The organism is Mesorhizobium sp. WSM4844 (assembly GCF_055811775.1).
Window position 1 is genome coordinate 10,486 of the sequence record NZ_JBVVQB010000002.1, and the last position, 26,573, is coordinate 37,058.

Here is a 26,573-nt window from a genome sequence, read left to right on the forward strand (position 1 = left end):
GCGCGGCGGGCGGTGCCGCCCCCGGCGCGCCACCCCGGGCCCGCGCGGCCGGCGGGGCGGCGCTATCGGGCGGCGCCGCCGGCGCCGGCGGCGCGCCGTCGGCAGGCGGTGTTGCGGGGGCCGCACCCGGCGTTGCGGGCACAGTCGTGGCTGGCGGATCACCGGCCGGCGCTGCAGGCGCAGGTGCGGCCGGCGGCGGCGTGGTCAGTGCTGCGACGGATTCGCCCTCTCCGATGCCGCCCTGTCCTGAAGCGGGGCCGGGATCGACCTCACCGCCCTCCGGTGTCAGCCGCTGGGTGAACTTTGTGCCCTCGGCATCGGCTGGAGCCGCTGCGGCCGGGGCCCTTGCCGCAGCATCGGCAGCCGGCCGCTCGGCCGGGCTCGGCTTCACCAGCGGTTCTACGGTTGCGACCGTCGTGCTGTTGAGACCCAGCATGTTGCTGAACGCGTCTTTGTTCAGCCAGATGCCGTAGCCGCCGCCCGCGATGACGAGCAAGGCGACGACAGCGGCGATCAGCCCGCCATAGCTGCGCCTGCGCTCGGCAGGATGCTGAAAAGTGTCCGGCGCCGGCTCCTCGTCGTTGGGGAAGACATCGTCTCTAAAGCTATCGCTGCCCTCGTACGCCGCTGGAAGATCCGCGTCCGAAGGCTCCGCATCGGTGTCCTCTGGAGGCGGTTTTTGCCAATTCAGCCCCGCTTTGGCGGCAGGTGCCGGCTGCCATTCCGGCTCGGTCTTGGCCGGTTGCCATGCCGGCTCGGCCTTCGCCGGCTGGCGGACATGGCTGGGTTGGTTCTTGTTGCGGTCGATGGAGGAGAAAATGTCTTCCAACTCCGACAGCGGATCGGATACCGGCGCAGGCTTGGCGTAGCCCCGCTCGACGATGGCGATGGCATCTTCCAGAGTGCGCTTATGCTGGGCAACGACCGACGGCGCCAGCGGCGGTATGTTCTTCGCAAGCTTGTCCGCGATTGTCGAACGGGCCTTGTCATAGACCCTGGCGCGTATCTCCGGCGTCGGATTGCCAAGGCCGTCGAGCGTCTTTTTCAGAGCACCAACAAAATCTGCCATGCTTCAGTCGACCTGCATTTCGTTTCTGGGCCGGCCCCCGCAAATCGGCCGCGATGCCCGGAACAGCTTGGAATCTAGTCTTGAAACGGATCGGTCACAAGTATTGTGTCGTCCCGTTCAGGGCTGGTGGAAAGGAGTGCGACCGGCGCGCCGATCAGTTCCTCGATGTGACGGACATATTTGACTGCCTGGGCCGGCAGATCGTTCCAGCTTCTGGCGCCGGCGCTGGTGCCTTTCCAGCCCTCCAGCGTCTCGTAGACGGGTTCGACGCGCGCCTGCGCACCCTGGCTGGCCGGCAGATAGTCGATCGCCTCGCCATCGAGGCGGTAGCCGGTGCAGACCTTGATCTCGTCCAGCCCGTCGAGCACGTCGAGCTTGGTCAGGGCGATGCCCTTGATGCCGTTTACGGCGACGGCTTGGCGAACCAGCACGGCATCGAACCAGCCGCAGCGGCGCTTGCGGCCGGTGACGACGCCGAACTCGTGGCCGCGCGTGCCCAGGAACTCGCCGATCTCGTTCTTCTGTTCGGTCGGGAACGGACCTTCGCCGACACGCGTCGTATAGGCCTTGGTGATGCCGAGCACATAACCGATGGCACCCGGGCCGACGCCGGACCCGGCGGCCGCTTGGCCAGCCACCGTGTTGGACGAGGTGACGAACGGATAGGTGCCGTGGTCGATGTCGAGCAGCGTGCCCTGCGCGCCCTCGAACAGGATGCGTTCGCCGGCACGGCGCTTGTCGTCGAGGATCTTCCAGACGCGGTCCATATAGGGCAGGATCTCGTCGGCGACCGAAATCAGCTCACTCATGATTGCGTCATGCGTGACTTCGGAGTGGCCGAGCCCGCGGCGCAGCGCATTGTGATGCGTCAGCAGCCTGTCGACCTTCAAGGGCAGCGTTTCCAAATCCGCCAAATCCATCACCCTGACTGCGCGCCGGCCCACCTTATCCTCATAAGCGGGGCCGATGCCGCGACGGGTCGTGCCGATTTTCGTTCCCGAATTGGAGGCGGCGTCTTCGCGGAATCCGTCCAGCTCCCGGTGCAGGGACAGGATAAGCGCGGTGTTTTCGGCTATTTTCAGGCGCTCCGGCGTCACCTCGACTCCTTGCGCCTTCAATTTCGTCACCTCGGCTACGAAGGCATGCGGATCGAAGACGACGCCATTTCCGATGATGGACAGCTTGCCTTGCCGCACCACGCCGGACGGCAGCAGCGACAGCTTGTAGACCTTGCCGTCGACGACCAGCGTATGGCCGGCATTGTGGCCGCCCTGGAAGCGCACGACGACGTCGGCACGTTCCGACAGCCAGTCGACGATCTTGCCTTTGCCCTCGTCGCCCCATTGCGAGCCGACGACCACCACATTGGCCATGTTTCTTTTCCCTTGAGGCGCCGCTCCGAGCGGCTTGAATGGTTCGAAACGACAGGCTTCTATCGCATCGGCCAGAAAATCGGAATCGATTTTCGGAAAGCACGACGCGAACGTTCAAAGCCTTGAGACTCGTACTTTTGCGCGTCCAGGTGGACGTACGTCGTTCTATAACGTCAACACCCGGCGAGCGCGACCATTCTTTGCCGCCGAAAGCGCCCTCAGGCACAACAATTTTCGCCTTTGACATCATTTACTTGGGCGAACCACCACAATAGGTCGGCAATGACCCTGCCCACCCCGGCTGGAATTTCGCGATGCATCGAACCGCCTATCTGTTCCTGCTGTTCACCACCTTGCTGTGGGGCGGCAACTCCGTGGCCGGCAAGCTGGCAGTCGACCATATTTCGCCGATGACGCTGGTCTTCCTGCGCTGGGTCCTGGCCGTTCTGATCATGCTGCCGATCGGCTGGCGAACGCTGCGCGAGGACTGGCCGGTGGTGCGCAGGCATTGGTTGCTGCTTGGCGGGCTCGGCGCTTGCGGCTTCACCTTTTTCAACGCGATCTTCTACACGGCGCTCAACTACACGACGGCGATCAACGTCTCGATCGAGCAGGCGGCAATCCCGGTCGTCATCATCCTCGCCAATTTCGTGCTGTTTCGCCTGCGTGTGAACCGGGTGCAGATCGCCGGTGTCGTGCTGACGATCATCGGCGTCGCCCTGACCGCCAGCCACGGCGATCTGCGCCAGCTTCTCAAGCTGGACCTCAACTTCGGCGACGCCATCATGCTGATCGCGGTGCTTTGCTACAGCTTCTACTCGGTCGGGTTGCGGCTGAAGCCGGCCATACGCTGGCAAAGCCTGATGCTGGCGCTGTCGATTGCCGCACTGGTGACCTCGCTGCCTTTCTTCCTCTGGGAGGTGGCTGCCGGCAAGGTCATCGTCCCCGATGCGCGTGGCTGGGCGATAGCGTTCTACACTGCGATCGGCGCTTCGGTCGTCTCGCAGATTTTTTATATCAGGGGCATCGAACTGATCGGCGCGAACCGGGCCGGCCTATTCATCAACCTGGTGCCGATCTTCGGCACGCTGCTGTCGGTGCTGATCGTCGGTGAGACATTCCAGCTCTATCAGGGCGTGGCCCTCGCGCTGGTGCTCGGCGGCATCAGCCTGGCCGAATACAGCGGACGGAAAATGGCGATTTGACAGCCCGATCCTGTAACGGGCCGTGAATGGACTCTGTCGAAATTCGGGCCATTGTCGAAACGCCCCGTGGGCTTGTAAAGCCCGCGGGGCGCTCGCGCATGATTCAGGCCACACCGACGTCGAAATGCAGCCGCTTGGCGGAGTCGATCGACTTGTGCGCCCGCACCTGCTCCAGCACCTTCTCCGGGAACGGCGCATCGAGATAGAGCAGGGCAATGGCATCGCCGCCAGGCCGGTTTCGGCCAAGCTGGAAGTTGGCGATGTTGACGCCGTTCTCGCCGCAGACCGTGCCGAGCAGGCCGATGATGCCGGGCGCGTCGGCATTCGTCGTGTACAGCATGTGCTGACCGACCTCGGCGTCGAGGTTGATGCCCTTGATCTGGATGAAGCGCGGCTTGCCGTCCGAGAAGCAGGTGCCGGCGATCGCACGCGTCTTGTGCTCGGTCTTGACCGTCAGCTTGATATAGCCGTCGAACACGCCCGATTTGTCGCGCTTGACCTCGGCGACGATGATGCCGCGCTCCTTGACCATGATCGGCGCCGAAACCATGTTGACGTCGGAGACCTGCGGCCGGATCAGCCCGGCAAGTGTGGCGCTGATCAGCGCGCGCGTGTTCATCGTCGCGGTCGAGCCGTCGAACAGGATCTCGACCTCCTTGATCGGATCCTCGGTGACCTGGCCGACAAAGGCGCCGAGCACTTCGGCCAGCTTGACGAAGGGTTTTAGGCGCGGCGCTTCCTCGGCGGTGATCGAGGGCATGTTGATGGCGTTGGAAACGGCGCCCTTGATCAGGTAGTCGGCCATCTGCTCGGCGACCTGCAGAGCGACATTCTCCTGCGCCTCCATCGTCGATGCGCCGAGATGCGGCGTCGCCACCACATTCTCCATGCCGAACAGCTCGCTTTTCTCCGCCGGCTCGACCTCGAACACGTCGATGCCGGCGCCTGCCACCTTGCCGCTTTTCAACGCCGCGATCAGGTCGGCCTCGACGATCAGCCCGCCACGGGCGCAGTTGATGATGCGCACGCCGGTCTTCATTTTGGCGATCGCCGAAGCGTCGATGATGTTGCGCGTCTTGTCGGTCAAGGGCGTGTGCAAGGTGATGAAATCGGCGCGGGCGAACAGCTCGTCGAGTTCCACCTTCTCGACGCCGAGCTCCTCGGCGCGACTGTCCGACAGGAACGGATCGAAGGCGATGACGTGCATCTTCAGGCCAACGCCGCGCGTAGCGACGATCGAGCCGATATTGCCGCAGCCGATGATGCCCAGCGTCTTGCCGGTGATCTCGGTGCCCATGAAGCGGTTCTTTTCCCACTTGCCGGCATGGGTCGAGGCATTGGCTTCCGGTATCTGTCGGGCCAGCGCGAAGATCATGGCGACGGCATGCTCGGCGGTGGTGATCGAATTGCCGAAGGGCGTGTTCATCACGATGATGCCCTTGCGGCTCGCCGCCGGGATGTCGACATTGTCGACGCCGATGCCGGCGCGGCCGACCACCTTGAGCCTTGTGGCGGCGTCGATCAGCTTTTCGGTGACTTTGGTCGCCGAACGGATGGCGAGGCCGTCATACTGGCCGATCACTTCGAGCAGCTTTTCCTTGTCCTTGCCGAGATCGGGCAGGTAGTCGACCTCGATGCCGCGATCCCTGAAGATCTGCACGGCGGTGGTGGAGAGTTTGTCTGAGACGAGAACGCGGGGCATGGGCTTCATCCTTTGCGATTGGCGCCCCTCCCCTGACGGGAGGGTCGGCGCGAAGCGCCGGGGTGGGGTCGTTGCGGCCGGACGCGGCCAAAATCTTTTCTTCCTGCAATGCGGATCGTTGAGTTGGTGGAGGCGCCCCCACCTGGCCCTTCCGGCCACCCTTCCCTCGAGGATCAGGCGGCCGCCTTGAGCGACGCCTTTTGCGCGGCAAAGGCCCAGTCGAGCCACGGCAGCAGCGCTTCGAGGTCGGAAGTCTCGACGGTCGCGCCGCACCAGATGCGCAGGCCCGGCGGCGCATCGCGATAGGCGCCGATATCGTAGGCGACGCCTTCCTTGTCGAGCGCCGAGACGATGCCCTTGGCGAACGCCGCTTGTCCGTCGGCATCGAGCGCGGCGACGTCCGGGTCGGTGAAGGAAAGGCAGACGGACGTGTTCGATCGCGTCGCCGGATCGGTGGCCAGATGGCCGAGCCATGCGGATTTACCGACGAAACCGTCGATAATTGCGGCGTTGGCGTCAGCGCGGGCAATCAATGCGTCGAGACCGCCGATCGACTTCGCCCAACGCAGCGCGTCGAGATAATCCTCGACGCACAGCATCGACGGCGTGTTGATGGTTTCGCCCTTGAAAATGCCTTCGATGAGCTTGCCGCCCGAGGTGAGGCGAAAGATTTTCGGCAGCGGCCAGCCAGGCTTGTAGCTTTCCAGCCGCTCGACGGCGCGCGGGCTGAGGATCAGCATGCCATGCGCACCTTCGCCGCCCAGCACCTTCTGCCAGGAGAAGGTGACGACGTCGAGCTTGCCAAAATCGAGCTCTTGCGCAAAGGCCGCCGACGTGGCGTCGCAGATGGTCAGGCCCTTGCGGGCGGCCGGGATGAAATCGCCGTTCGGCACGCGCACGCCTGAGGTCGTGCCGTTCCAGGTGAAGACCACGTCGCGGTCGAAGTCGATTTTTGTCAGATCCGGCAACGCACCGTAGCCGGCTTCGATCCTGCGCACGTCGGCGAGCTTCAGCTGCTTGACCACATCGGTGACCCAGCCGGAACCGAAACTCTCCCAGGCGACCATGTCGACGCCGCGTTCGCCGAGCAGCGACCACAGCGCCATCTCGACCGCGCCGGTGTCCGACGCCGGCACGATGCCGATGCGATAATCCGCCGGAATTTGGAGAATTTCCCGCGTCAGCTCGATCGCCTGTTCGAGCTTGGTCTTGCCGATCTTGGCGCGGTGCGAGCGTCCGAGCGCGGCATTGGCCAGCGCCTCGACTGACCAGCCGGGGCGTTTTGCACAGGGACCTGAGGAAAAATTGGGATTTGCCGGGCGCAGTCCGGGCTTCGTATGGATCGTCATCGTGGTCTATCCTTCCAGATAGTGGCCCCTCGTTGGGGAGGGGTGGCCCACAGACGGCGATATGCGTTCAGGCTTCCGGCGTCAAGAGGAAAGTTTTTGTCGCTGACGGGATACTGGTTGCGTCCCCCGCACAAAACAGAACGGCGGACCAAAGTCCGCCGCCGGCATTCCCAAGGCTTTCGCCGTGCCTACCAGAGATCGTAGCGCAGCCCGACCTTGATCTGATGGGAGTCGATCCCTTTGCGGATTGGAGAGTCATCCAAGTCAGCCAGGGTGGCATATTCGGCATCCGGCGCCGACAGGTACTGGTAGCCTAAATCAACCGAGATATTCTTGGAAACCTGGTACGCAACACCGGCATTTAGTGAATAAGCAAAAGAATACTGCGTTTTGTCGTCACGCAGATCGAAGTTGCTTGCCGGGTTTAGAGCGTTGACAAAGCTCGCCGAAAAGCTGCGTTTGCTTCGATAAAGGCCGACGCCTGCGCCGACATAGGGCGTGAAGCCGACATAGGTTCCCAAGTCGACATAGCCGTTTACCATCCCTGTCCAGGCGGAGTTTTCCACATTCGCGGAAGCGGCAACAATTCCGTTGTTAAATCTGACGTCAATCTTGTTGCCGGGCAGATAGCCGAGATTCACTTCGGCTCGAAGGTAGTCGTTTAGATGATAACCGAAGCCGATACTGGCAAAAACCGGATCCTCGCTCTCCTCATAGCTTGCCGGCGTGAAAGCGAAGTCCACATTCCTGTAGCTCTCTTCCGGCAGATAGGCGACATCGCCGCGCAGATACCAGCCCGAACCGACTTCGACCGGCACATAGTCCGGCGCCTGGTCGACATAGATCGGCGGATCGTAGTCGGCGCCAAGCGCCTGCGACAACGGCGTCAGGGCGATTGCTGCAAGCGCCAGTGCTATGCGCGATTTGACTGTCATGATCCCCGGCTCCCGAAGGTGGCGCCATTCGCGATCGCGAGCGCCGTTTCAGGGCATTGTTAACCATAGTGGTTAAGTGGCGGTTAAGGATAACAAGGCGTTAGCGAATTGATTTTGATGCGCGTTGCCGCCACAACGAAAAAAACCGCCCGGCTTCTGCCGGGCGGTCCGCAAACCTCTTCTCGAAGCGATTACTTGGTGTAAACCGGTTCGGGTTCGTAGGCGATCGGCTCCGGCTGGGCGCAGTCCGAGTTGCCGAACTGGTAGCGCAGGCCGCCGCGCACTTCGTGCACATTGATGCCCTTGTCACGGCCAGGACCGACATTGCTGTCTGAAGCGTAGTCGAACATCTTGCCGCCCTCGATATGGCTGAAGCGGTAGCCGAGATCGAGCTTGACGCGATCGGTCAGGCAGTAGGAGGCGCCCGCCATGGCCGCATAGGCAAAGCGCCAGCCCTTGCCGCCATGATGCTCGAACTCGCCGTCGATGTCATTGTTGTGCAGCGTGTCCCATTTGACCCAGGCGCCGCCAATGCCGGCGCCGACATAAGGCGTGACGCCGTGCCAGGTGCCGATATCGACATAGGCATTGGCCAGGAGCAGCAGCGCCGTATAGGATGAGTGGTCGGTCGAAGTGCAAGGCGTCTGATTGATGCCGCAGAAGCCGCTGGTCGAGCCGCGGAAATCGGATTTGCTCATCCAGTCCGCGGTCAGGTCGGTGCGGAAGTGCCGGTTGATCTGGTAACCGACGCCGGCGCCGGCCGAGAAGGCGCCCTCCAGCTCGCCGCTGTCGAAGCGGCCGGGATTCTGCGGCGCGACCGCGCTATAAGTGATGTAGTCGCCGCCGCGGAACTTCGACCAGTGGTAGTCGATGTCGCCGCGAATGTACCAGCCGCCATATTCGACCGGCTGCTCGTAGACGGGCGGCGGCGGGGCCGGCTCGACCACGGGCGGCTCGACGAAGTCGGCGGCGAACACTGGTCCGGCCACGCCCGCGAGCAGCGCGGCAAAGAGGCCCATTCTTGCTGTATTGAACATGCTTGTCACCCCTGAGAACCCTCGGCACAGCGAACGCGTCCGAATCTGATTGGTTTCAGTCGTGGATAATGAATTGGAAAAGTTAAAAGCCGTTTAACCCTATCGCTTAACCATGAATCTCTAAATCTTTCAGGATTTTCGCGTTGTCCGCCAACGATTTGGCGTGCGGACACACGAAAAAGCCCGCCGGAGGGCGGGCTTTTCACCTGGCAAAAACTGGGGGATCAGGCGGCGCTGCGGGTTTCCGAAATGACCTCGACGATGTCGTTGACGACGGCCTCGACCAGTTGCTGATCGTCGCCTTCCGCCATGACGCGGATGAGCGGTTCCGTGCCGGACGGCCGGATGACCAGGCGGCCAGCCTGGCCCAGGCGGTGGCGTCCATCTTCGATCGCCGCCTTGACCAAAGCTTCCTCGAGCGGTTTGCCGCCGGAAATATGAACGTTCTTCAGCAATTGCGGCACCGGCGCGAACTTCTTCGACAATTCGCTGACCGGTCGGTTCTGCCGCTTGATGCAGGCGAGCACCTGAAGCGCCGAGACGAGGCCGTCGCCAGTGGTGGAAAAATCGGACAGCACGATGTGGCCCGACTGTTCGCCGCCGACATTCAGGCCGTGCGCACGCATGTGCTCGACGACATAGCGGTCGCCGACCTTGGTGCGGTGCAACTGCAGGTTCATGTCGCCGAGGAAGCGTTCGAGGCCGAGATTGGACATCACCGTCGAGACGACGCCACCGCCGGCCAGCCGTCCGCTCTGATGCCAGGACTCGGCGATCAGCGCCATGATCTGGTCGCCATCGACGATCGCGCCGTTCTCGTCGACGATGACGACGCGGTCGGCGTCGCCGTCGAGCGCAATGCCGATATCGGCGCGCACTTCATGCACCTTCTTCTGCAGGCCGGCCGGATGGGTCGAGCCACACTCCTTGTTGATGTTGAAGCCGTTGGGCTCGACGTTGATGGCGACAACTTCGGCGCCGAGTTCCCACAGCGCCTCGGGCGCCACCTTGTAGGCGGCGCCATTGGCGCAATCGACGACGATGCGGAGGCCCGACAGCGACATCGACCGCGGCAGCGTGCGCTTGGCAAATTCGATATAGCGGTCATGAACGCCGTCGACGCGCTTGGCGCGGCCGAGCCCGTCCGAGTCGGCGAGCGCCAGTTCGATATCCTTGTCGAGCATGCCCTCGATGCGCTCCTCGATCTCGTCGGAAAGCTTGTAGCCATCGGGACCGAACAGCTTGATGCCGTTGTCGTAGTAAGGATTGTGCGAGGCCGAGATCATCACGCCGATGTCGGCGCGCAATGAGCGCACCAGCATGGCGACCGCGGGCGTCGGAATCGGGCCGAGCAGGAACACATCCATGCCGGCGGCGCACAGGCCCGACACCATCGCATTCTCGATCATGTAGCCGGAAAGTCTGGTGTCCTTGCCGAGCACGACGCGGTGACGATGGTTGCCGCGCTGGAACGAAAGGCCGGCGGCCATGCCGACCCTCATGGCGATCTCCGCCGTCATTGGAAATCTATTGGCGCGGCCGCGAATGCCGTCCGTTCCGAAATAACTTCCTGCCATGCTAGTCAGCTTCCCGATGGTTCATTTGCCGGCACGTCATGCCACACATTGGCCCGAGCCCTATCATCACAATTCATGATTATAGGGCACCATTCCTTAGAAAACTGTTGTCTTGTGTGTTTTGTGTCACGTCAGTGCTGTGATTTTGCCTGCCCTGGTTGCAGCAGCAGCTTTCAGCGACTTCAGACCGCATCTGAATTCTTTCAAGTGTCAGTCGATAGGCATTGAATTCGGAACCCACAAATCGTGTCGCTCTGGACCGGGCAGTCAGGTCCGCCGCACTGGCCGACCCGCTCGGCCCGTCATGCGAGGCAGTTCCCGGAGAGTGGTCCGCTCTATACAAGTTTTCCGTGCATATGCGCCCAGGAAATTGCCTGGGGGCAGGAGCTGGCAACAAGTTCATCCAAAATAATGCACTTTCCGAAGGGTTTTACGCCATTTGGCCTCTGGCGCAACCATTCGTTGAGTGCTATTGCTTGATTGGTACATAACGTGAACATCAGAGGGAGAAGACACATGCTTATCCATCGACTTGCAACTTTGACGGGTCTTGCCGTCGTGACTTTATTCCTGGCAGCGCCCGCCAATGCGCTGACCATGGCTGAATGCAGCACCAAGTATAACGCGGCAAAGGACGCCGGAACACTTGGCGGGCAGAACTGGAACCAGTTCCGCAAGGCAGAATGCGCCACCGTCGCCGCCGCAACCGACGCCACACCAGCCAAGGCGAACAGCACCAGCGCTGCAACGCCCGATGCGGCCGCCGCAGCGACGACCAAGGCAGCGGCAACTGCCAATGCAGGCAGCGGCCTCAGCAGGGCGGAGTGCGGCGCCAAATATCGGGCGGCCAAGACCGGCAACACGCTGAACGGCATGAAGTGGAACGACTTCCGCATGAGCCAGTGCGGTGCCAGTGCCTTCGACGACGACACCAAGCCGGCAGCCGATCAGGCAAGCCTCACCAGCCAGCCGAAAAAGCCGACCGTGACCGCTCCCCAGGGAGTGACGTTTCCGAAGGCGATCTCGGACAAATATAGCAGCGAAACTCCGGCCAAGGCCCGCATGTACACCTGCCGCGACCAGTACCACGCCAACAAGGGGGCCGGGACGCTGGGCGGCCTCAAATGGATCCAGACCGGTGGCGGCTTCTACAGCCTGTGCAATGCCGCGCTGAAGAGCTGATCGGCATCAACATTCGAAGATAGCAAGGCCCGCGAACCGCAAGCTTCGCGGGCCTTTTTGTTGGCCGACTTTCCAAGAGGCTACCTGCGTTGCGAGGAGCAGCATCGACGCTGCCAATCCCCCCGTCGTGGGCCCAAGTGGGGGAGATTAGCCGCCATGCCGGCTTTCGCCAATCGCCAACTGCGCGTGCAAGGCCGCGGACAACTCCGGCAGCCCTCTCCAACTTCAAACAGAAACGCCGCGGTCCAGGCCGCGGCGTTTTCGAAATCAATCTTCTGAGCCGAGCCCTAACTTGACGGCTGAGGCTCCATGCCGCCTTCGGGCTCCGGGCCCTTCTTGCGGCGGCTGCCGGACTTCGGCACGGCCGAGCCCCGGCTCGGCGGCGTGTCGTCGCCGAGATCGCGTGCCGGCTTGTGGCCGGCGATCAGCTGCTTGATCTCGTCGCCGGACAGCGTCTCATATTCCAAAAGCCCCTCCGCCAGCGCGATCCATTCCTTTTTCTTCTTGGTCAGGATGGATTTCGCCGTCGAATAGGCCTCGTCGATCAGCCGGCGCACTTCGGCGTCGATGATCTGCGCCGTCTCTTCCGATACGTTCTGCGTGCGCGCCACCGAATGGCCGAGGAACACTTCCTCCTGGTTGTCGCCATAAGCGACGTGGCCAAGCTTGTCGGAAAAACCCCAGCGCGTGACCATGGCGCGCGCCAGCTTGGTTGCCTGCTCGATGTCCGAGGAGGCGCCCGAGGTGATGTTCTCCTTGCCGAACTTGAACTCCTCGGCGACGCGGCCACCCATCATGATGGCGAGGCGCGAGATCATGTATTTGTAGCTCATCGAATAGCGGTCGCCTTCCGGCAACTGCATGACCATGCCAAGCGCCCGGCCGCGCGGGATGATGGTCGCCTTGTGCAGCGGATCGGCCGACGGCACGTTCAGCGCCAGGATGGCGTGACCGGCCTCGTGATAGGCGGTGAGTTCCTTCTCGGCCTGGGTCATCGCCGACGAGCGGCGCTCGGCGCCCATCATGATCTTGTCCTTGGCGTCCTCGAACTCGGCCATGGTGACAAGGCGCTTGTTGCGCCGCGCCGCCATCAGGGCGGATTCGTTGACGAGGTTCATCAGGTCGGCGCCGGAAAACCCCGGCGTGCCGCGCGCGATCACCTTGAGGTCGACATTGGGGGCCAGCGGGACGTTGCGCACATGCACCTTCAGGATCTTCTCGCGGCCGACGATGTCGGGGTTCGGCACCACCACCTGGCGGTCGAAACGGCCGGGCCTGAGCAGCGCCGGATCGAGTACGTCCGGCCGGTTGGTGGCAGCGATCAGGATGATGCTTTCGTTGGATTCGAAGCCGTCCATTTCGACCAGCAACTGGTTCAGCGTCTGCTCGCGCTCGTCGTTGCCGCCGCCGAGGCCGGCGCCGCGATGGCGGCCGACCGCGTCGATTTCGTCGATGAAGATGATGCAGGGCGCATTCTTCTTGGCCTGGTCGAACATGTCGCGGACGCGGCTAGCGCCAACGCCGACGAACATCTCGACAAAGTCCGAGCCGGAAATGGTGAAGAACGGAACGTTGGCCTCACCGGCGACCGAACGGGCAAGCAGCGTTTTGCCGGTCCCGGGAGGGCCGACGAGCAGCACGCCGCGCGGAATCTTGCCGCCAAGCCGCTGGAACTTCTGCGGATCACGCAGGAATTCGACAATCTCTTCCAAATCCTGCTTGGCTTCGTCGACGCCGGCGACATCCTGGAAGGTGACGCGGCCATGCGCTTCAGTCAAAAGCTTGGCCTTCGACTTGCCGAAGCCCATGGCGCGGCCGGAGCCGGACTGCATCTGGCGCATGAAGAATATCCAGACGCCAAGGATGAGGATCATCGGCAGCCAGGAGATGAGATAGCTGAACAGCGAATTGGAACCGTCGGATTCGGGGCGCGCGTTGATGGTGACGTTCTTGTCCTGGAGTCTCGAAACCAGCGATGGATCACCCGGCGAATAGGTCTGGAAGCCGGTAGAGGTGTCGGTATAGGTGCCCGAGATGCGGGCGCCCGCGATGGTCACCGTCTTGACCCGGCCGGCCGCGACGTCCTGCAGGAACTGCGAATAGGGGACGTCACTCGCTGCTCCGCGCGTCTGCGGCGTCTGGAACAGATTGAAGAGAGCGATGAGCAGGACCGCTATGATCGCCCAGAGCGCGAGATTGCGATAATTCGGATTCATCAATTGTCCCGTTGGTGTCCGCCAGCGGACACGCGTCGTGAGAGGAAACTTGGGTCTAACATAGGGATGGCGCCCTTCATTGCCAAGCAGAACAGCATGTCGCGGTTAAGCTTTCGCCCATGATCAACCTGCAGTGTGGCCGCCGAAAGGCGAGGCAGGAAGTCGCGGCGCACCGATCAGCGCGGCGACAGTTCCGGCCGGCGCCAAGTCGAAGTACGGCAGGAAGCGGGCAAAGGGCGCGACGACCGGGCATACCGCCATTCCTGGCAAGACCGGGCTGTCGCCAGGATATTCGCTTGCGCGCCACAGCACCGGCTCGGCCGCCAGAGCCGCGCGGACAAGGCTTGGCTGCGTGCCGTTTTCGGCAATCGCCAGTCTTGCGGCACCAGCCGCGCCGAGCGGCGCGATCAAAAATGCATCCGGCTCGTCGCCCAATGTGATCCTCCGGCGACCGTCCCAGAGGGCATTGTTCACGGCAGGCGCAGCGGGCGGCAGGTTGCGGGTTTCGCGACGCAGGAAGATGCCGGCACGCCGCGCATCGACCACCGTCCGCGACAAAGTAGCGCAAAACGGGGCAGCCAAAATTGGGGTTGTGCCAGGAGATCCGGGCCTCAGCCGGTTGAGCAGCGCCTCGCTGCGAGCCTGACCGGGCAGAAACGCAACGCCGCCGACAGTCGCCAGCAGGATGCGCAGCGCGTATACGGCCGCCGCCTCGTCGACGGCTGTCGCAAAGCCCGGATCGAGACGGACAAGGCCGGCTGCGGGCCTGCTGGCAAAGCCACGGATCAGCGCGGCGGCGCGATGGCCAAGCTGCTCGCGCTCTACCGCAGCCCGCGCGGCCAACGCCAACGCCTCTTCCCGCGCACCATTGCGGTCGGCAAGCGCTGCGCGGATACGCGGCCTCTCGAAAGCCTCGTCTTCATTGGTCGGGTCTTCGGCCCAGCCGACATTCGCGCGCCGCAGGACTTCGCGCAGCGCCGCACGCCGTGTTCCGAGAAGCGGCCGTGCGATCCAGATCCGCCAGTCATAGAGGGTGGCCGGTGACATGCCGGCTAGACCTCGCTCTGGCTCTCGCGCCCCCTCCTGGCGAGCTTGCCGCATCAGCACCGTCTCGGCCTGGTCGTCGGCCGTGTGGCCGGTCAGGATCAAGCCGATACCTTCCGCCTGAGCCGCCTCGGCCAGCAGCCGGTAGCGTGCCTCTCGCGCGGCAGCCGGCAGACCGGTCGACGGCTTGCGTCCGGACCAGACCAGGATGCGGTGGGCAATGCCGCGCCCGGCGCAAAGCCTGGCCACGGCCTGCGCTTCCGCTGCCGAGCCCGGCCGCAGAGCGTGATCGATGGTCACAGCCAGCAATTTCGTTGCCGGCGCGGTACGGTCGAGGTGATCTTTGAGGAGAAGGAGGAGGGCGGTCGAGTCGCTGCCGCCGGACACGGCCGCAACAGCGCCGCTGGTAAAGTCGATCTGCGAAAAAACCGAACGGTCAGGCTCGGTTTCGGGCGTCAATGCATGTCGCCCAAAAGTGGCCCCGGATCTGGGGCAACAAGTCTTGGGGCAACGACGTGCAGGAGAAAAACTAACACGCCGCGAGCGCCCTTTCCTGCTTGACGCGTTCCTTGAGCGTGCCGGAAACGTTCGGATAGCGCTTGCCGATCTCGCCGAAAGTGGCGCAGGCCACGTCGCGCTGGTTCAATCCGACCAGCGACACACCGAGCTTCAGCAGCATGTCAGGAGCCTTCTTGGCCTTCGGATAGTCCTTGCTGGCGGCGAGGAAAGTCTCGGCCGCGTCGCGGTACTTCTGCTGGCCGAGCAGCGACTCACCCAGCCAGTAATGCGCGTCCGCCGTCTTGGCGTCCTTGGGGAAGCGGGCGATGTGGTCGCGAAAACCCTGTTCGGCAGTGCCGTAGTCGCCCGATAGGATGAACTGATAGGAATTGCGGTAAAGCTCCTCCGGGTCGTCGGTGGCAGGCAGCGCTGCGACCACCGTATCGTCGGACTTGCCGGCCTGGTCGCCGGCAGCCTGGTCGCCGGGGGCTTGGTCGCCGGGGACGGGGGCGGTGTTCTGCGCCGGTGCATGTGCCCGCGCGTTGCCCTCGATCACATTGCCGTTCTTGTCGACGGTGATGGTGCCGAACGTCTTCGGCGGCGTGCCCTGGATCACCGCGCCGGGTTCGCCTGTCGGTGATTCGACGATCACCTCCTGGCCGCCGGCGGGCGGTGTGCCGGCATCGGCCGGCGGCTGCGTCGCCGGAGCCTCGGCGACGCTGCGGTCGGTGTCGGTGGTGGCGTCCGACTTCTTCTGTTCGCGTGGCTGCTGCGCGCCTTGCGAGCCGCCTTCCAGCTGCTGGAAACGGAACTCGTTGTCTTCCTGCTGCTTGCGGATCTGCTCCTGCATCTGCAGCACCTGGAAGTTGAGCTCCTCGATCTTGCCGTTCATTTGCCGGAGCTGTTCCTGCAGCGCGGTAGATCCGGTGCCATCCTGTGCATATTGCACCTGATCCGGTTTCTTTTTGTCACCGAAAATGCCGAGCGTTGGCAGGCGGAAGGAAAAACCGCTTTTTTCTGTGCCTTGCTCATTGCCTACTGCCGCCGTACTGCCAGCCAGTGCAGCGACGCTTGATACGAGCAGCAGCGCAAGCGTGCCGCTCAAGACCGATCTGAAATGCATGTGCCTCTCGCCGTGGATTGTTTGCCTGTTGCATGCCTTCCGATCGGAGTGGACCGTCAGGCGCCTCGGTTATTACCAAGGACGCAGGACTTCGGCCAAATTTTGTTTCAAGTCCCACATCCGGGCGCCGGACATGAAAAAGGCGGCCGCAGCCGCCTTTCGCACGTAGGTGTTGCATTTCTGCCGATCGGAAAATTGCCGATCAGGAACCGGCGCCGCTGATCGTGGTGACGGCGCGGCGGTTCTGCGACCAGCAGGAGATGTCGTCGCAAACCGCGACCGGACGCTCCTTGCCGTAGGAAATGGTCTTCAGGCGCTGGCCGGAAACACCCCTGGCGACGAGGAAGTCGCGGGTGGCGGCGGCGCGGCGGGCGCCGAGCGCCAGATTGTATTCGCGCGTGCCGCGCTCGTCGGCATGGCCTTCGATGACGATGGCATACTGCCTGTACTGGTTCAGCCATTGCGCCTGTCGCGAAAGCGTCGTCTGCGCGTCGGCGCGGATCGAGGACGAATCCGTGTCGAAGAAGATGCGGTCGCCGATGTTGACGGTAAAATCCTGGGCCGATCCGGGCGTTGCCGCCCCGGCGCCGCTGAGACCGAGATCGGCGGCGCTGTTCAGGTTCTTCTTCGAGGCGCAGCCGGCGATGGCGAGCAATGCCACCAGCGCGATCATCGCCGGGTTTCTGGTAAGTGCTGCGATACGGCCCATGCCGCCTCTCCTTCGCAATTCGAGTGATTTCGTTGATCGTCCAGTAACCACGTTTGGGTTAACCGGCGTTCAAGAAACACGGTTAAAATTTGGTTTCGGCTGCCGTCCACAGCCGTTTTGCCCAAGGGGAATCCGAGGAGGCAACAATGCGCGCGGACCGTAGGCAGAAATGCGGCTGAAACGCGACCAAGCCGTGGAAAATTGGAATTGAAGAATTGAAGAATTGAGGAATTGAGGAATTGAGGAATTGAGGAAAGAGGTCACCTCAGCTTCTCTCTGAGATTGACCAGCATTCCGTAGATGCGGGCATAGGATTGCAACCACTCGTCGCGTTGCGCCTGGGTGATATACTCCAGATCGAACGCATACGAAATCCACGTCTCCACTTCACTGCATGACCCTATCGCCATCGAAATGAACCGTGCGAATTCGGGCTTGGAGCGGGTCTGTTTGGCAAAACCCTCAGCCAAATTGGCGCAGATCGCCTTGCTGGAACGACGTAGTTGATCGGCGAGCGCGTATTGCTCCATTTTCGGAAAAGCAAGCGTGGCTCTGTGTACCCCAAGGGAAACTGCATAGGCACGCTTATAGACTTCCAAATCCCTCGCGTGCTCGATGTAGGCCGCTGCCTTCTCCATCCTTCAGTTCTTCAACTCGTCAATTCCTCAATTCCTCAATTCCCCTTCCTGCCTATTCCAGCAGCGGCGACCAGGCCGGGTCCGAAGCAAAATTCGCGGTCGGGATCGGCTGTTCGTTGCGGCCGGTGAGATCGACCGAAACGAGTTTCGGGCCGCCGGCAGAATCGCGGAAGAACATCAGCACCCGGCCGTTGGGCGCCCAGGTCGGGCCCTCCTGCTGGAAGCCGGTTGAAAGGATGCGCTCACCCGAACCGTCGACGCGCATGACGCCGATCTGGAACTCGCCGGCGGTCTGCTTGGTGAAGGCGATGAGGTCGCCGCGCGGCGACCATACCGGCGTCGAATAGACGCCGTCGCCGAAGGAGATGCGGGTCTGGCCAGAACCGTCGGCGCCCATCACATAGATCTGCGCGCGGCCGCCGCGGTCGGAGGTGAACACCACCTTGCTGCCATCCGGCGAATAGGACGGCGAGGTGTCGATGGCCGTCGAATTGGTGAGCCTGGTCGTCGAGCGGCTTCTCAAATCCATGGCGAAGATATTGGAATTGCCGTCTTCGCGCAGCAGGCTCATGATCACCTTCTGGCCGTCGGGCGAGAAGCGCGGCGCAAAGGTCATGCCGGGAAAGTCGCCGACCAGTTCGCGCTGTCCGGTCTCGATCTGCAGCAGATAGACCTTCGGCTGGCCGCTTTCATACGACATGTAGGTGATTTCCTGCCGGCTCGGCGAGAAACGGGGAGTCAGCACGATCGACCTGCCATCCGACAAATAGCGGATATTGGCGCCGTCCTGGTCCATGATGGCGAGGCGCTTCTTGCGAGCGTTCTTTGCGCCCGATTCGTCGATGAAGACGACGCGCGTGTCGAAATAGCCCTTCTCGCCGGTCAGCCGCTCATAGATGGCGTCGGCGATGATGTGGGCGACGCGCCTCGTGTTGGCGTCGTTGGCGAAGAACTGCTCGCCCGACAATTGCTGGCCGGCAAACGTATCCCACAACCTGTATTGGGCACGGACGCGACCATCGGCCTCCTTGCTGACGCTGCCGGTGACCAGCGCCTGGGCGTTGATCACCTTCCAGTCCTCGAAGCGGGGCGCGGCATCCGGATTGGCGATCTTTTCGATGAAGGCGCTCTTGTCGATCGGCGCGAACAGGCCGGAGCGTTTCAGATCTGAGCTGACGATCTTCGAGATCTCCGCGCCCAACGCGTCGCCACCCTGGAAATCTGTTATGGCGATCGGCAGCGGCTCGATGTTGCCTTTGGTCAGATCAAGTTCGACCAGTGCGCTTGCCGGTACTGTAGCGAGCCCAGTCAAACCGGTAGCAATGGCTCCGATCATCATGAGCGCCGTCAGGAATTTCTTCATACGTTCAGCCTCGTCTGGTACTGTCGGCGGGTTCAGTACATTTCGCTTGGGTCAAAATTGACCTTGACCTCGTTCCATCCCAGTTCGCCGTCGAACTTGGCGGTGGGAAGATTGTAGGGCGCACAGCGCAGTACCGCGCGCCGCGCTGCTTCGGTGGCGACACGCTCGATCATGGAACTGCCGCCACCGGTCACGACTTCCGGAGCCCCGTCGACCTCCCCGGATTGGGTCAGCTTCATTTTGATGGATACTTTCAGACTCTCGCCGTCGAGCATGCCAGTAGGCACGTTCCAGCAACGCCTTATCTGTTCACGCAGCCCATCCAACTCGCTTTGAGAGAGCTTTGTGCCCTGATTCTTGTCGCCGCCGAGCGACGCCTGCTGGGTCGAACGCTTGGCGCCGCCGCCGGATGGCTTGCGCTTGTCGAGCAGCGCCGAAATCTCGTCGGCGTTGAACTGCTTGTCTTCCGATTTCGGCTTGGACGAGGCTTCCTTGACCGGCTTGTCGGCGTCCTTGCGCTCCGGCGCCTTGGCGCTTTCGGCCTGGGCCGGCTGCGGCTTCGGCCGCGCCTGCGGGGCGGGCGCCGAGTCCGGAAGCTGCGTCTCCTCGGGTGGCGGTTCCTTGGCAATCGCTTCGGCGACGGCGTCCGGCTTGACCTCAGGCTTCGGATCGATGGCGGCGGTCTTGTCCTGCGGCGGCGTCGGCGCCGGCTCCTTGGCCGGTGTCGGTTTTGCCTCCGCCTGCTTGACCGGCTCCGGCTTGACCTCTTCCTTCGGCTGCGGCGCCGGTGCGACCTCCGTCGCCGGAACAGGCTTCGGCTGCTCCTTCGGCTTCGGCACGTCCTCGGGCTTCGGCTTCTCTTTTGGCGTCGGCGCCGGCGGCGGCGCCTCAGCCTTGTCGACGGGCTGTGGCTTGGGATCCGGCGTCGGCGGCTTGTCGGTATCGACGCTGGCGTCGCCGACCGTCTTCGCGTCGGCCACGATGTCCGGGCGCTGGGTCGGCAATGGCGCCGGCTTTTCGCTCACCGCAGCTTTCTTGTCGCCTTGCTGTAGCTGCGCGATCGCTTCCATCGGCACGATCTCGACCGCCAGCGACTCGGCATCGGACGCCGGCAACGCCGCCGGCGCCGACAGCGTGAACAGGCCGAAGCCGATCGCGACCGCATGCAAGATCACCGATGTGGTGAGGCCGGTTCTCATCTAGCGTCTACTGATCCTGTTTCGGCAGTGAAAGCAGCGCGATGTTCTTGTAGCCGGCGTCCTGGATGAGTCCCATCACTTCCATCGCGGCGCCATAGTTGGTAGTCTTGTCGCCGCGGATGAAGAGGCGCTCTTCGTAGCCGGTCTTGGAAATCGCCTGCAGCTTGGCGACCAGCTCTTCCTGCGGAATTTCGGTCTCCTGCAGGAAAATCTTGCCCGTGCCGTCGATCGTAATCGTGATCGGCTGGGTATCGGCGTTCATTGCCTTGGCCTTCGTCTCCGGCAGGTCGACCGGCACGCCGACCGTCAGTAGTGGCGCGGCGACCATGAAGATGATCAACAGCACCAGCATCACGTCGACCATCGGCGTGACGTTGATTTCCGATATCATGGCGTGATGGCGGCCGCGCCGCCTGTGGCCGCGACCACCGCGTCCCCCGCCACCCGCGCCTACAGACATTCCCATGATTGTTCCTCAGGCCTTCTGCGCGACTTTTTCATCGATTTGGCGCGAGAGTATGGCGGAGAACTCGTCCGCGAACCCTTCCATGCGCACGGCGATCTTGCTCGCGTCCGACGACAGCTTGTTGTAGGCGATGACGGCGGGAATAGCCGCCAGCAGGCCTATTGCCGTGGCCAGCAGCGCCTCGGCAATGCCGGGTGCGACCACCGACAGGCTGGTATTCTTGGATGCCGCGATCGCCTGGAACGAGGTCATGATGCCGATCACGGTGCCGAACAGGCCGATGAACGGCGCCGCCGAGCCGGTGGTGGCGAGAAAGCCAAGCCGTCCTTCCAGTTTTTCCATTTCGCGGGTCAGCGCCAGGTCCATCGCCTTGTCGATGCGGGTCTGCAGGCCAAGCGGCGATTTCGCCCCCTTCTCGAAACTCTTCTTCCATTCGCGCATGGCAGCGACGAAGATGGCGCCCATGCCTGACGTCTTGCGGTCGGCGAGCGTGCGGTAGAGTTCTTCCAGCGACTGCCCGGACCAGAACACCTGTTCGAAGCGATTGAGCGCGAGCCGCATGCGGCCATAGGCGACGAGCTTGTCGACGATGATCGCCCAGGTCCAGATCGAGGCGCAGAGCAGCCCGATCATGACCAGCTTGACCACCCAGCCGGCCTGCGTGAACAGCGCCCAAATCGACAAATGCGCGCCCGGTTCGGCGAGTGCGATATTTTCCATGGTTACGTCCTTAAGAATTTTCCGGGCACGGCTGGCGGCTGGCCCATAGGCATCCCTTGTAATCCGTTCGCGCAAAGCTTGCGGAATAACCCCAAAATGCACCGTAGGCGGCCTTTTCAGGGCAAATCTTGGTGAAAGGAAGGCGCTGGATTCCTCCAATCTTCACCACTCTCTTCATGAACTGTTATGGTTAAGGATGGGTTAGGACGCACAGCGCGGCGCATTGCCGCGCCTTGGGCGAGCCGCCTGGCATCGTCAGCGGATCATTGGGATCGGTAACTTGCCGATTTGAACTATCGATTTGTCTTGGGCATGAAGGTTGCGATCCATTCCTTCGGAAAGCGCCTTGGCCGGCCGTTCTCGCCGATGATCGCCGCCTCGACCCGCGCCTCGACCAGCACCTCGCCGCCGCGCTTCAGCTGCTGCGCCATAAAGATGCGGGCGCCCGAAATGTCCTCGGTGCGCGTCTCGATGGTCAAGACATCGTCCATGCGGGCGGAGCCGCGAAAGTCAATCTCCATGCGCCGCACCACCCAGATTATTCTTTCGCCGTGCTTGCCGTCGGCAAGCTCGGTGTGGTGGACGCCGGCAAGCCTGAGATAATCGGAACGGCCGCGCTCGAAGAATTCGAGATAGCGCGCGTGATAGACGACGCCGGAGAAATCGGTGTCGGCATAGTAGACCCGCGCCATCAGCCGGTGGCCGAATTCGGTCAGCGCGCCGGAAAGCCCGGCGCAGAGCGCCGCCGATTCACCATGATCGTCCATCGCGCTTTCCTTTTTTGGCCTGGCCGGGCACCTAAAGCGCGACGCGCTTCAGGTGGTGTTTGCGGGCGCGTCGTTGTCCCAAAACCGCTACACAGTTTTGGGCGACACGCATTAACTTGGCGCATGAACCCGATGGCACTGTTGACGGCGATGATCAAGACCTTGGTGGCGGCGCTGCTTGTGCTGGCCGCGCTGGTGCTGCCGGGCCAGGCGGCAAGTTTTTCGATGAAGCGCGGCCTCAATCTCGACCAATGGACGACATGGCCGGGCGAGGACAAATGGGGCGACCGGCGGGCAATCCTGCCCTATCCGGAATGGCGCAAATTCCTCAACGACGACGACCTCAAGGCGCTGAAGAGCGCCGGCTTCGATTTCCTGCGCATGCCCGTCGATCCGTCGCCGTTCCTGTCCGGCGAGACGCTGACGCTGCGCGACGAGCTCTATGCCAGCGTGCTGGCCTCGGTGCGCATGATCAATCGCGCCGGCTTGAAGGTGATCGTCGACATGCACCTGATCCCCAGCGGCAGCAGCCGCAAGATCGGCATGGGCGAGGTGATGGACGATCCACAAATGTTCGACGCCTATGTCGAAATGGTGCGCAAGATGGCGCGCACGCTGGCCAATGAGGATCCGCGCCAAGTCGCTTTCGAGCCGATGAACGAGCCGGTCATCGACTGCGACGCCGACGGCACCGGCCTGTGGCCGGAGCGCCAGCAGAAACTGTTCGCGGCGGCGCGTTCGTCAGCCACCAGGCTCACCCTGATTCTGACCGGCGCCTGCTATTCCAATGCGGTATCGCTGGCAAAGATCGATCCGAAGGCGATCCCCGACGACAACATCATCTGGACCTTTCACTCCTACGAGCCGTTCCTGCTGACCCATCAGGGCGCGACCTGGGCCGGCGACTTCATCCCCTATGTCACCGGCCTGCCCTATCCGCTCAGCGCCGTCCCGCGCGCCCAGCTGGATGCTGCGCTCGATACGATCCGCGCAAGGATCAAGGCCGAAGCGCCATGGGCGCGCCAGAGCGGCCTGCTTGCCTATCTCGACGAGCAGGTCGCCAGCCTGGACACCGACGAGGAGCTGCGCGAGACGATGGATGCGCCGTTCACCAGGGTCGAGGCCTGGGCAAAGGCCAACGGCATCAAACCGGAGAACATCACGCTCGGCGAATTCGGCATGATCCGCCAGGAATACGGCAATGCCTACGTGATGCCGGCCGAATACCGTGCCGCTTATGTCAGGGACATGATCGCGCGCGCTGAAGGCCATGGCTTCGCATGGTCGGTCTGGAGCCATGGCGGCGCCTTCGGCATCGTCGACGCTTTCGACGGCGACAAGGTCGAGCCGGATGTGATGGATGCGATCAGGTCACTTCATTGAAGCGCCGAACCCAATTCGATCGAGAGAATCTCTGGGCGCATCCCAAAACGCACCGGCAGGATGCTGAAACCGAGACCTCCGGAGACGATCAGGTTGCGGTTCTCCTCCACGACATGGCCATAGGCAAAACGGTTGCCGAAGCGGGACGGCACGACCGGAGAATAGCCGAGCAACCGCACCTGTCCGCCATGGGTATGACCCGAAAGGGTCAACGATACCCGTGGCGGCACCTTCGGGAAAATGTCCGGCTCATGTGCCAGCAGGATAACAGGAGCCTTGTCGCTTACCTTTGCCAGCGTGCCGTGCAGATCGTCCAGTCCTTTGAACCTGCTGCGGCCCCAGGCCTTGCCCGGCCGCAGCGCAAGTTGGTCGGCAAGTCCGGCGACCCAGAAGCCATGCCCGTCTTTTTCCAGGCGCACCACATCGTTTTCCAGGACCGGTATGCCGGCGCTCTCGAGCGCCCGGCGCGCCACCGTCGGCCCCAACCCGGCCTTCTGCGCGGAAAGGTCCTCCCACCAGTCGTGATTGCCAAGGATGGACCACACGCCGAGTGGCGCCTTCAGGCCTGACAAGGCCGGCGCCCATTCGGAGGAGCCCACCCAGTCGGTAACCAGGCGTGTGCCGGCTGCATAGTCGCCAAGCAGGACAATCAGATCCGGCTGCAGGCTGTTCGCCCGTTCGGCAAGCGACCTGATCCGCTCCGGCGTCATCCATGGCCGACAGGCATGAATATCGGCGAGAGCGACGACGCGAAGCCGCAATCCTGCAGGCCAGTTTGGCGGGGCCACTGAATAGCGCTTTACATGCGTCAGCAACATCGGCTCGAGGCCAACCGCATAAGCACTGAGCGACACGGCAGATAAAAAGGAACCGCCGATGAGTCGCAGGAAGCCGCGTCTGGTGATCATTGCTCAACCCCGTCACTCGTGGAACCGACGGTCCCCACAGCGAAGCGTTAGAGCCCGCAAATGCGCCGGCAAGCTGACTAGGATTAGGAGATTTTGCGCAGGAATGGAGCCGCAAGGCCGCGCGGCTACTCTTCCTGGAACAGGCTGATCTGCTGCTGCGCAAGGTCCTTCGGCGCATCGAGGCCAAGATGCCGCCAGGCATTGGCAGTCAGCACGCGGCCGCGCGGCGTGCGCTGAATAAAACCCTGCTGGATCAGATAGGGCTCGATGATGTCCTCGATGGCGTCGCGCGGCTCGGAAAGCCCTGCCGCGATGGTCTCGATGCCGACCGGCCCGCCGCCAAAATTCCTCGCGATCATCGAGAGATAGCGGCGGTCGAGCGCGTCGAGGCCGAGCGCATCGACCTCGAGCCGCGTCAGCGCCTCGTCGGCGATCTGGCGGTCGACGTGACCGTCGCCGGCGACGGAGGCAAAATCACGCACGCGGCGCAACAGCCGGCCGGCGATGCGCGGCGTGCCGCGCGCGCGCCGAGCGATCTCCAGCGCGCCATCGTCACCGAGCGGCATGGCAAGGATGCGGGCGCCGCGCCGCACGATCTGCTCCAGTTCCTCGACCGAGTAGAAATTGAGGCGGACCGGAATGCCGAAACGGTCGCGCAGCGGATTGGTCAAAAGGCCGAGCCGGGTGGTGGCGGCGACCAGGGTGAAGCGGGCAAGATCGATCTTGACCGAGCGCGCCGCCGGCCCTTCGCCGATGATCAGGTCGAGCTGGAAATCCTCCATCGCCGGATAGAGTATTTCCTCGACCGCCGGGTTGAGCCGGTGGATCTCGTCGATGAACAGCACGTCGCGGTCTTCGAGATTGGTGAGCAGTGCTGCGAGATCGCCGGCCTTGGCGATGACCGGACCGGAGGTCGAGCGGAAATTGACGCCGAGCTCGCGTGCCATGATCTGCGCCAGCGTCGTCTTGCCGAGGCCGGGCGGGCCAACGAACAGCACATGGTCGAGCGCCTCGCTGCGGCCCTTGGCGGCCTCGATGAACACTTTGAGATTGGCCCGCACCGCCGCCTGGCCGACAAAATCGCCGAGCGTCTGCGGACGCAAGGTCTGCTCGGCGTCCTCGCCGCGCTTGTCGGGAGCAATGAGGCGTGGCGAAAGGCTCATCAGGCGCGCCCACTTCCATCGCGATCGCCGGCGGCGTGGCGACCGACGGCATCCCCTAGCGCGGCGTCGATTTCCTCCAGCGTGGCAGGCCCGCCGGGCGGATTGCCCAGAAATCCGGCAAGGTCGGCAAATCTAAGATTGCGCGGCGTTCCTATCAGAAGACCGTCCATGACCGTCCACGCAACCGTATCGCCCGCCTTGAGCGACAACGCGTCCCGGACTTTCTTTGGAATCGTAAGCTGCCCCCTGGAGGTCAAGCCCGCATATCTGCCCATGCTCTTGTTCCTAGTCGGAATTTATTTCTCGGGCAACGGTCTCACCGCGCCAGTTCCTTCAGCCCGAAGCGGATCAGCTTCGACGCATCCGCGTCCTCACCGGCGCTTTTCAGCGCCGCCGCCACCGCATTGGCGGCCGTATCGCGCGAATAGCCGAGATTGACCAGCGCCGAGACGGCGTCGGTGATCGGCGCCGGCGCGACGCCTTCGCCAAGCTCCTGCTTCAGGCCGATGGTGCCGGAGGCAGCGCCTGCAAAGGCCGGCGCCTTGTTCTTCAGTTCGGTGACGATGCGCTCGGCCACCTTCTTACCGACGCCGGGCGCGCGGCTGACCATGGCAATATCACGCAGCGCGATGGCATTGGCGAGATCGGCCGGCGCCAGCGTCGACAAAATGGCCAGCGCCACCTTGGCGCCGACGCCCTGCACATTGCTCATCAGCAGCCGGAACCATTCGCGCTCCAGAACCGACTGGAAACCGTACAGCCTCAACATGTCTTCGCGGACATAGGTCTCGATGAACAGCACCACCGCCTCGCCGGGGGCCGGCAAGGCGGCCAGCGTGCGCGTCGAGCAGTGGGCGACATAGCCGACGCCGTGCACGTCGACGATGCAGAAATCCTCGTCGATCTCGTCCAGCGTGCCTTTTAGCTTGCCGATCATGTGTGGTCCT

23 protein-coding genes and 1 pseudogene are annotated in these 26,573 nt (G+C 63.0%); 3 read left to right on the forward strand and 21 right to left on the reverse strand.

Annotation, left to right across the window (positions count from 1 at the left end; genetic code table 11):
• Both AC0L2A_RS02195 and AC0L2A_RS02200 read right to left on the reverse strand, forming a co-directional pair.
• Positions 1-1,069 (reverse strand): annotated as a pseudogene (locus AC0L2A_RS02195) (hypothetical protein); the annotation flags it as partial.
• Between the two features lie 74 nt (positions 1,070-1,143).
• Positions 1,144-2,442 (reverse strand): adenylosuccinate synthase, encoded by a 1,299-nt coding sequence (locus AC0L2A_RS02200; protein WP_473607332.1) that lies wholly within the window; start codon positions 2,440-2,442, stop codon positions 1,144-1,146.
• 314 nt (positions 2,443-2,756) lie between these two features.
• Here AC0L2A_RS02200 and AC0L2A_RS02205 point away from each other — a divergent pair, with 314 nt between their 5' ends.
• Positions 2,757-3,647, forward strand: a complete 891-nt coding sequence (locus AC0L2A_RS02205; RefSeq protein ID WP_473607333.1) for a DMT family transporter — start codon at positions 2,757-2,759, stop codon at positions 3,645-3,647.
• A gap of 103 nt (positions 3,648-3,750) precedes the next feature.
• Here the strand turns inward: AC0L2A_RS02205 and serA are convergent, their stop codons facing one another.
• The 5 genes from serA to glmM form a co-directional block, all read right to left on the reverse strand.
• Positions 3,751-5,349 (reverse strand): phosphoglycerate dehydrogenase, encoded by a 1,599-nt coding sequence (gene serA, locus AC0L2A_RS02210; RefSeq protein ID WP_031255292.1) that lies wholly within the window; start codon positions 5,347-5,349, stop codon positions 3,751-3,753.
• A gap of 173 nt (positions 5,350-5,522) precedes the next feature.
• Entirely contained in the window at positions 5,523-6,698 is a 1,176-nt protein-coding gene (locus tag AC0L2A_RS02215) for a phosphoserine transaminase (protein WP_091593393.1), read from the reverse strand.
• Positions 6,699-6,886: 188 nt separating this feature from the next.
• On the reverse strand, positions 6,887-7,633 hold the full coding sequence (locus AC0L2A_RS02220; protein ID WP_473607335.1) for an outer membrane protein: 747 nt from the start codon (positions 7,631-7,633) through the stop codon (positions 6,887-6,889).
• Positions 7,634-7,824: 191 nt separating this feature from the next.
• The gene (locus AC0L2A_RS02225; RefSeq protein WP_473607336.1) at positions 7,825-8,670 is read right to left on the reverse strand and encodes an outer membrane protein; all 846 of its coding nucleotides are present in this window, start codon (positions 8,668-8,670) and stop codon (positions 7,825-7,827) included.
• A gap of 224 nt (positions 8,671-8,894) precedes the next feature.
• Positions 8,895-10,247, reverse strand: a complete 1,353-nt coding sequence (glmM, locus tag AC0L2A_RS02230; RefSeq protein ID WP_091593398.1) for a phosphoglucosamine mutase — start codon at positions 10,245-10,247, stop codon at positions 8,895-8,897.
• Between the two features lie 516 nt (positions 10,248-10,763).
• Here glmM and AC0L2A_RS02235 point away from each other — a divergent pair.
• Positions 10,764-11,429 (forward strand): hypothetical protein, encoded by a 666-nt coding sequence (locus AC0L2A_RS02235; protein ID WP_473607337.1) that lies wholly within the window; start codon positions 10,764-10,766, stop codon positions 11,427-11,429.
• Between the two features lie 287 nt (positions 11,430-11,716).
• Here AC0L2A_RS02235 and ftsH read toward each other — a convergent pair whose 3' ends face one another.
• From ftsH to ybgC, 10 genes are all read right to left on the reverse strand, one after another.
• A complete protein-coding gene (gene ftsH / locus AC0L2A_RS02240; protein WP_091593402.1) occupies positions 11,717-13,645 on the reverse strand; it encodes an ATP-dependent zinc metalloprotease FtsH in 1,929 nt (642 codons plus the stop codon).
• A 123-nt stretch (positions 13,646-13,768) separates the two neighbouring features.
• Entirely contained in the window at positions 13,769-15,148 is a 1,380-nt protein-coding gene (gene tilS, locus AC0L2A_RS02245; RefSeq protein ID WP_473607338.1) for a tRNA lysidine(34) synthetase TilS, read from the reverse strand.
• A gap of 70 nt (positions 15,149-15,218) precedes the next feature.
• Positions 15,219-16,310 (reverse strand): tol-pal system protein YbgF, encoded by a 1,092-nt coding sequence (ybgF, locus tag AC0L2A_RS02250; protein WP_473607339.1) that lies wholly within the window; start codon positions 16,308-16,310, stop codon positions 15,219-15,221.
• Between the two features lie 202 nt (positions 16,311-16,512).
• The gene (gene pal, locus AC0L2A_RS02255; RefSeq protein ID WP_128177544.1) at positions 16,513-17,019 is read right to left on the reverse strand and encodes a peptidoglycan-associated lipoprotein Pal; all 507 of its coding nucleotides are present in this window, start codon (positions 17,017-17,019) and stop codon (positions 16,513-16,515) included.
• A 260-nt stretch (positions 17,020-17,279) separates the two neighbouring features.
• A complete protein-coding gene (locus AC0L2A_RS02260; RefSeq protein WP_473517995.1) occupies positions 17,280-17,657 on the reverse strand; it encodes a four helix bundle protein in 378 nt (125 codons plus the stop codon).
• Positions 17,658-17,709: 52 nt separating this feature from the next.
• Positions 17,710-19,020, reverse strand: a complete 1,311-nt coding sequence (tolB, locus tag AC0L2A_RS02265) for a Tol-Pal system beta propeller repeat protein TolB (RefSeq protein ID WP_473607341.1) — start codon at positions 19,018-19,020, stop codon at positions 17,710-17,712.
• 32 nt (positions 19,021-19,052) lie between these two features.
• Positions 19,053-20,219 (reverse strand): hypothetical protein, encoded by a 1,167-nt coding sequence (locus tag AC0L2A_RS02270; protein WP_473607342.1) that lies wholly within the window; start codon positions 20,217-20,219, stop codon positions 19,053-19,055.
• Positions 20,220-20,226: 7 nt separating this feature from the next.
• Positions 20,227-20,685 carry a protein TolR gene (tolR, locus tag AC0L2A_RS02275; RefSeq protein ID WP_202365580.1) on the reverse strand — a complete coding sequence of 153 codons (459 nt, stop codon included), beginning with the start codon at positions 20,683-20,685 and terminating at the stop codon, positions 20,227-20,229.
• A gap of 9 nt (positions 20,686-20,694) precedes the next feature.
• Complete coding sequence (gene tolQ / locus AC0L2A_RS02280; RefSeq protein ID WP_091593415.1) at positions 20,695-21,405, reverse strand: protein TolQ; 711 nt, start codon at positions 21,403-21,405, stop codon at positions 20,695-20,697.
• Between the two features lie 293 nt (positions 21,406-21,698).
• Entirely contained in the window at positions 21,699-22,172 is a 474-nt protein-coding gene (gene ybgC / locus AC0L2A_RS02285; RefSeq protein ID WP_023799989.1) for a tol-pal system-associated acyl-CoA thioesterase, read from the reverse strand.
• Between the two features lie 132 nt (positions 22,173-22,304).
• On the opposite strand from ybgC, the gene AC0L2A_RS02290 reads away from it, so the two are divergent.
• Complete coding sequence (locus AC0L2A_RS02290) at positions 22,305-23,555, forward strand: glycoside hydrolase family 5 protein (RefSeq protein WP_473607343.1); 1,251 nt, start codon at positions 22,305-22,307, stop codon at positions 23,553-23,555.
• On the opposite strand, the gene AC0L2A_RS02295 is transcribed toward AC0L2A_RS02290, so the two are convergent.
• The 4 genes from AC0L2A_RS02295 to ruvA form a co-directional block, all read right to left on the reverse strand.
• Complete coding sequence (locus AC0L2A_RS02295) at positions 23,549-24,463, reverse strand: metallophosphoesterase (RefSeq protein ID WP_473607344.1); 915 nt, start codon at positions 24,461-24,463, stop codon at positions 23,549-23,551. The two genes, AC0L2A_RS02290 and AC0L2A_RS02295, sit on opposite strands and share 7 nt — an antisense overlap.
• Before the next feature lie 125 nt (positions 24,464-24,588).
• Positions 24,589-25,626 carry a Holliday junction branch migration DNA helicase RuvB gene (gene ruvB, locus AC0L2A_RS02300; RefSeq protein ID WP_027152903.1) on the reverse strand — a complete coding sequence of 346 codons (1,038 nt, stop codon included), beginning with the start codon at positions 25,624-25,626 and terminating at the stop codon, positions 24,589-24,591.
• Positions 25,626-25,901: an AbrB/MazE/SpoVT family DNA-binding domain-containing protein gene (locus AC0L2A_RS02305; RefSeq protein WP_091593420.1), complete on the reverse strand. Its 276-nt coding sequence runs from the start codon at positions 25,899-25,901 to the stop codon at positions 25,626-25,628. Before AC0L2A_RS02305 ends, ruvB begins: the two co-directional genes overlap by 1 nt.
• A gap of 41 nt (positions 25,902-25,942) precedes the next feature.
• Complete coding sequence (ruvA, locus tag AC0L2A_RS02310; RefSeq protein ID WP_473512270.1) at positions 25,943-26,563, reverse strand: Holliday junction branch migration protein RuvA; 621 nt, start codon at positions 26,561-26,563, stop codon at positions 25,943-25,945.
• Between the last annotated feature and the right edge of the window lie 10 nt (positions 26,564-26,573).

Bases quoted from the DNA above. Each gene is read 5' to 3' on its own strand.
- AC0L2A_RS02200 (WP_473607332.1), bottom strand. From the start codon at position 2,442: ATGGCCAATGTGGTGGTCGTCGGCTCGCAATGGGGCGACGAGGGCAAA.
- AC0L2A_RS02205 (WP_473607333.1), top strand. From the start codon at position 2,757: ATGCATCGAACCGCCTATCTGTTCCTGCTGTTCACCACCTTGCTGTGG.
- serA (WP_031255292.1), bottom strand. From the start codon at position 5,349: ATGCCCCGCGTTCTCGTCTCAGACAAACTCTCCACCACCGCCGTGCAG.
- AC0L2A_RS02215 (WP_091593393.1), bottom strand. From the start codon at position 6,698: ATGACGATCCATACGAAGCCCGGACTGCGCCCGGCAAATCCCAATTTT.
- AC0L2A_RS02220 (WP_473607335.1), bottom strand. From the start codon at position 7,633: ATGACAGTCAAATCGCGCATAGCACTGGCGCTTGCAGCAATCGCCCTG.
- AC0L2A_RS02225 (WP_473607336.1), bottom strand. From the start codon at position 8,670: ATGTTCAATACAGCAAGAATGGGCCTCTTTGCCGCGCTGCTCGCGGGC.
- glmM (WP_091593398.1), bottom strand. From the start codon at position 10,247: ATGGCAGGAAGTTATTTCGGAACGGACGGCATTCGCGGCCGCGCCAAT.
- AC0L2A_RS02235 (WP_473607337.1), top strand. From the start codon at position 10,764: ATGCTTATCCATCGACTTGCAACTTTGACGGGTCTTGCCGTCGTGACT.
- ftsH (WP_091593402.1), bottom strand. From the start codon at position 13,645: ATGAATCCGAATTATCGCAATCTCGCGCTCTGGGCGATCATAGCGGTC.
- ybgF (WP_473607339.1), bottom strand. From the start codon at position 16,310: ATGCATTTCAGATCGGTCTTGAGCGGCACGCTTGCGCTGCTGCTCGTA.
- pal (WP_128177544.1), bottom strand. From the start codon at position 17,019: ATGGGCCGTATCGCAGCACTTACCAGAAACCCGGCGATGATCGCGCTG.
- AC0L2A_RS02260 (WP_473517995.1), bottom strand. From the start codon at position 17,657: ATGGAGAAGGCAGCGGCCTACATCGAGCACGCGAGGGATTTGGAAGTC.
- tolB (WP_473607341.1), bottom strand. From the start codon at position 19,020: ATGAAGAAATTCCTGACGGCGCTCATGATGATCGGAGCCATTGCTACC.
- AC0L2A_RS02270 (WP_473607342.1), bottom strand. From the start codon at position 20,219: ATGAGAACCGGCCTCACCACATCGGTGATCTTGCATGCGGTCGCGATC.
- tolR (WP_202365580.1), bottom strand. From the start codon at position 20,685: ATGGGAATGTCTGTAGGCGCGGGTGGCGGGGGACGCGGTGGTCGCGGC.
- tolQ (WP_091593415.1), bottom strand. From the start codon at position 21,405: ATGGAAAATATCGCACTCGCCGAACCGGGCGCGCATTTGTCGATTTGG.
- ybgC (WP_023799989.1), bottom strand. From the start codon at position 22,172: ATGGACGATCATGGTGAATCGGCGGCGCTCTGCGCCGGGCTTTCCGGC.
- AC0L2A_RS02290 (WP_473607343.1), top strand. From the start codon at position 22,305: ATGGCACTGTTGACGGCGATGATCAAGACCTTGGTGGCGGCGCTGCTT.
- AC0L2A_RS02295 (WP_473607344.1), bottom strand. From the start codon at position 24,463: ATGATCACCAGACGCGGCTTCCTGCGACTCATCGGCGGTTCCTTTTTA.
- ruvB (WP_027152903.1), bottom strand. From the start codon at position 25,626: ATGAGCCTTTCGCCACGCCTCATTGCTCCCGACAAGCGCGGCGAGGAC.
- AC0L2A_RS02305 (WP_091593420.1), bottom strand. From the start codon at position 25,901: ATGGGCAGATATGCGGGCTTGACCTCCAGGGGGCAGCTTACGATTCCA.
- ruvA (WP_473512270.1), bottom strand. From the start codon at position 26,563: ATGATCGGCAAGCTAAAAGGCACGCTGGACGAGATCGACGAGGATTTC.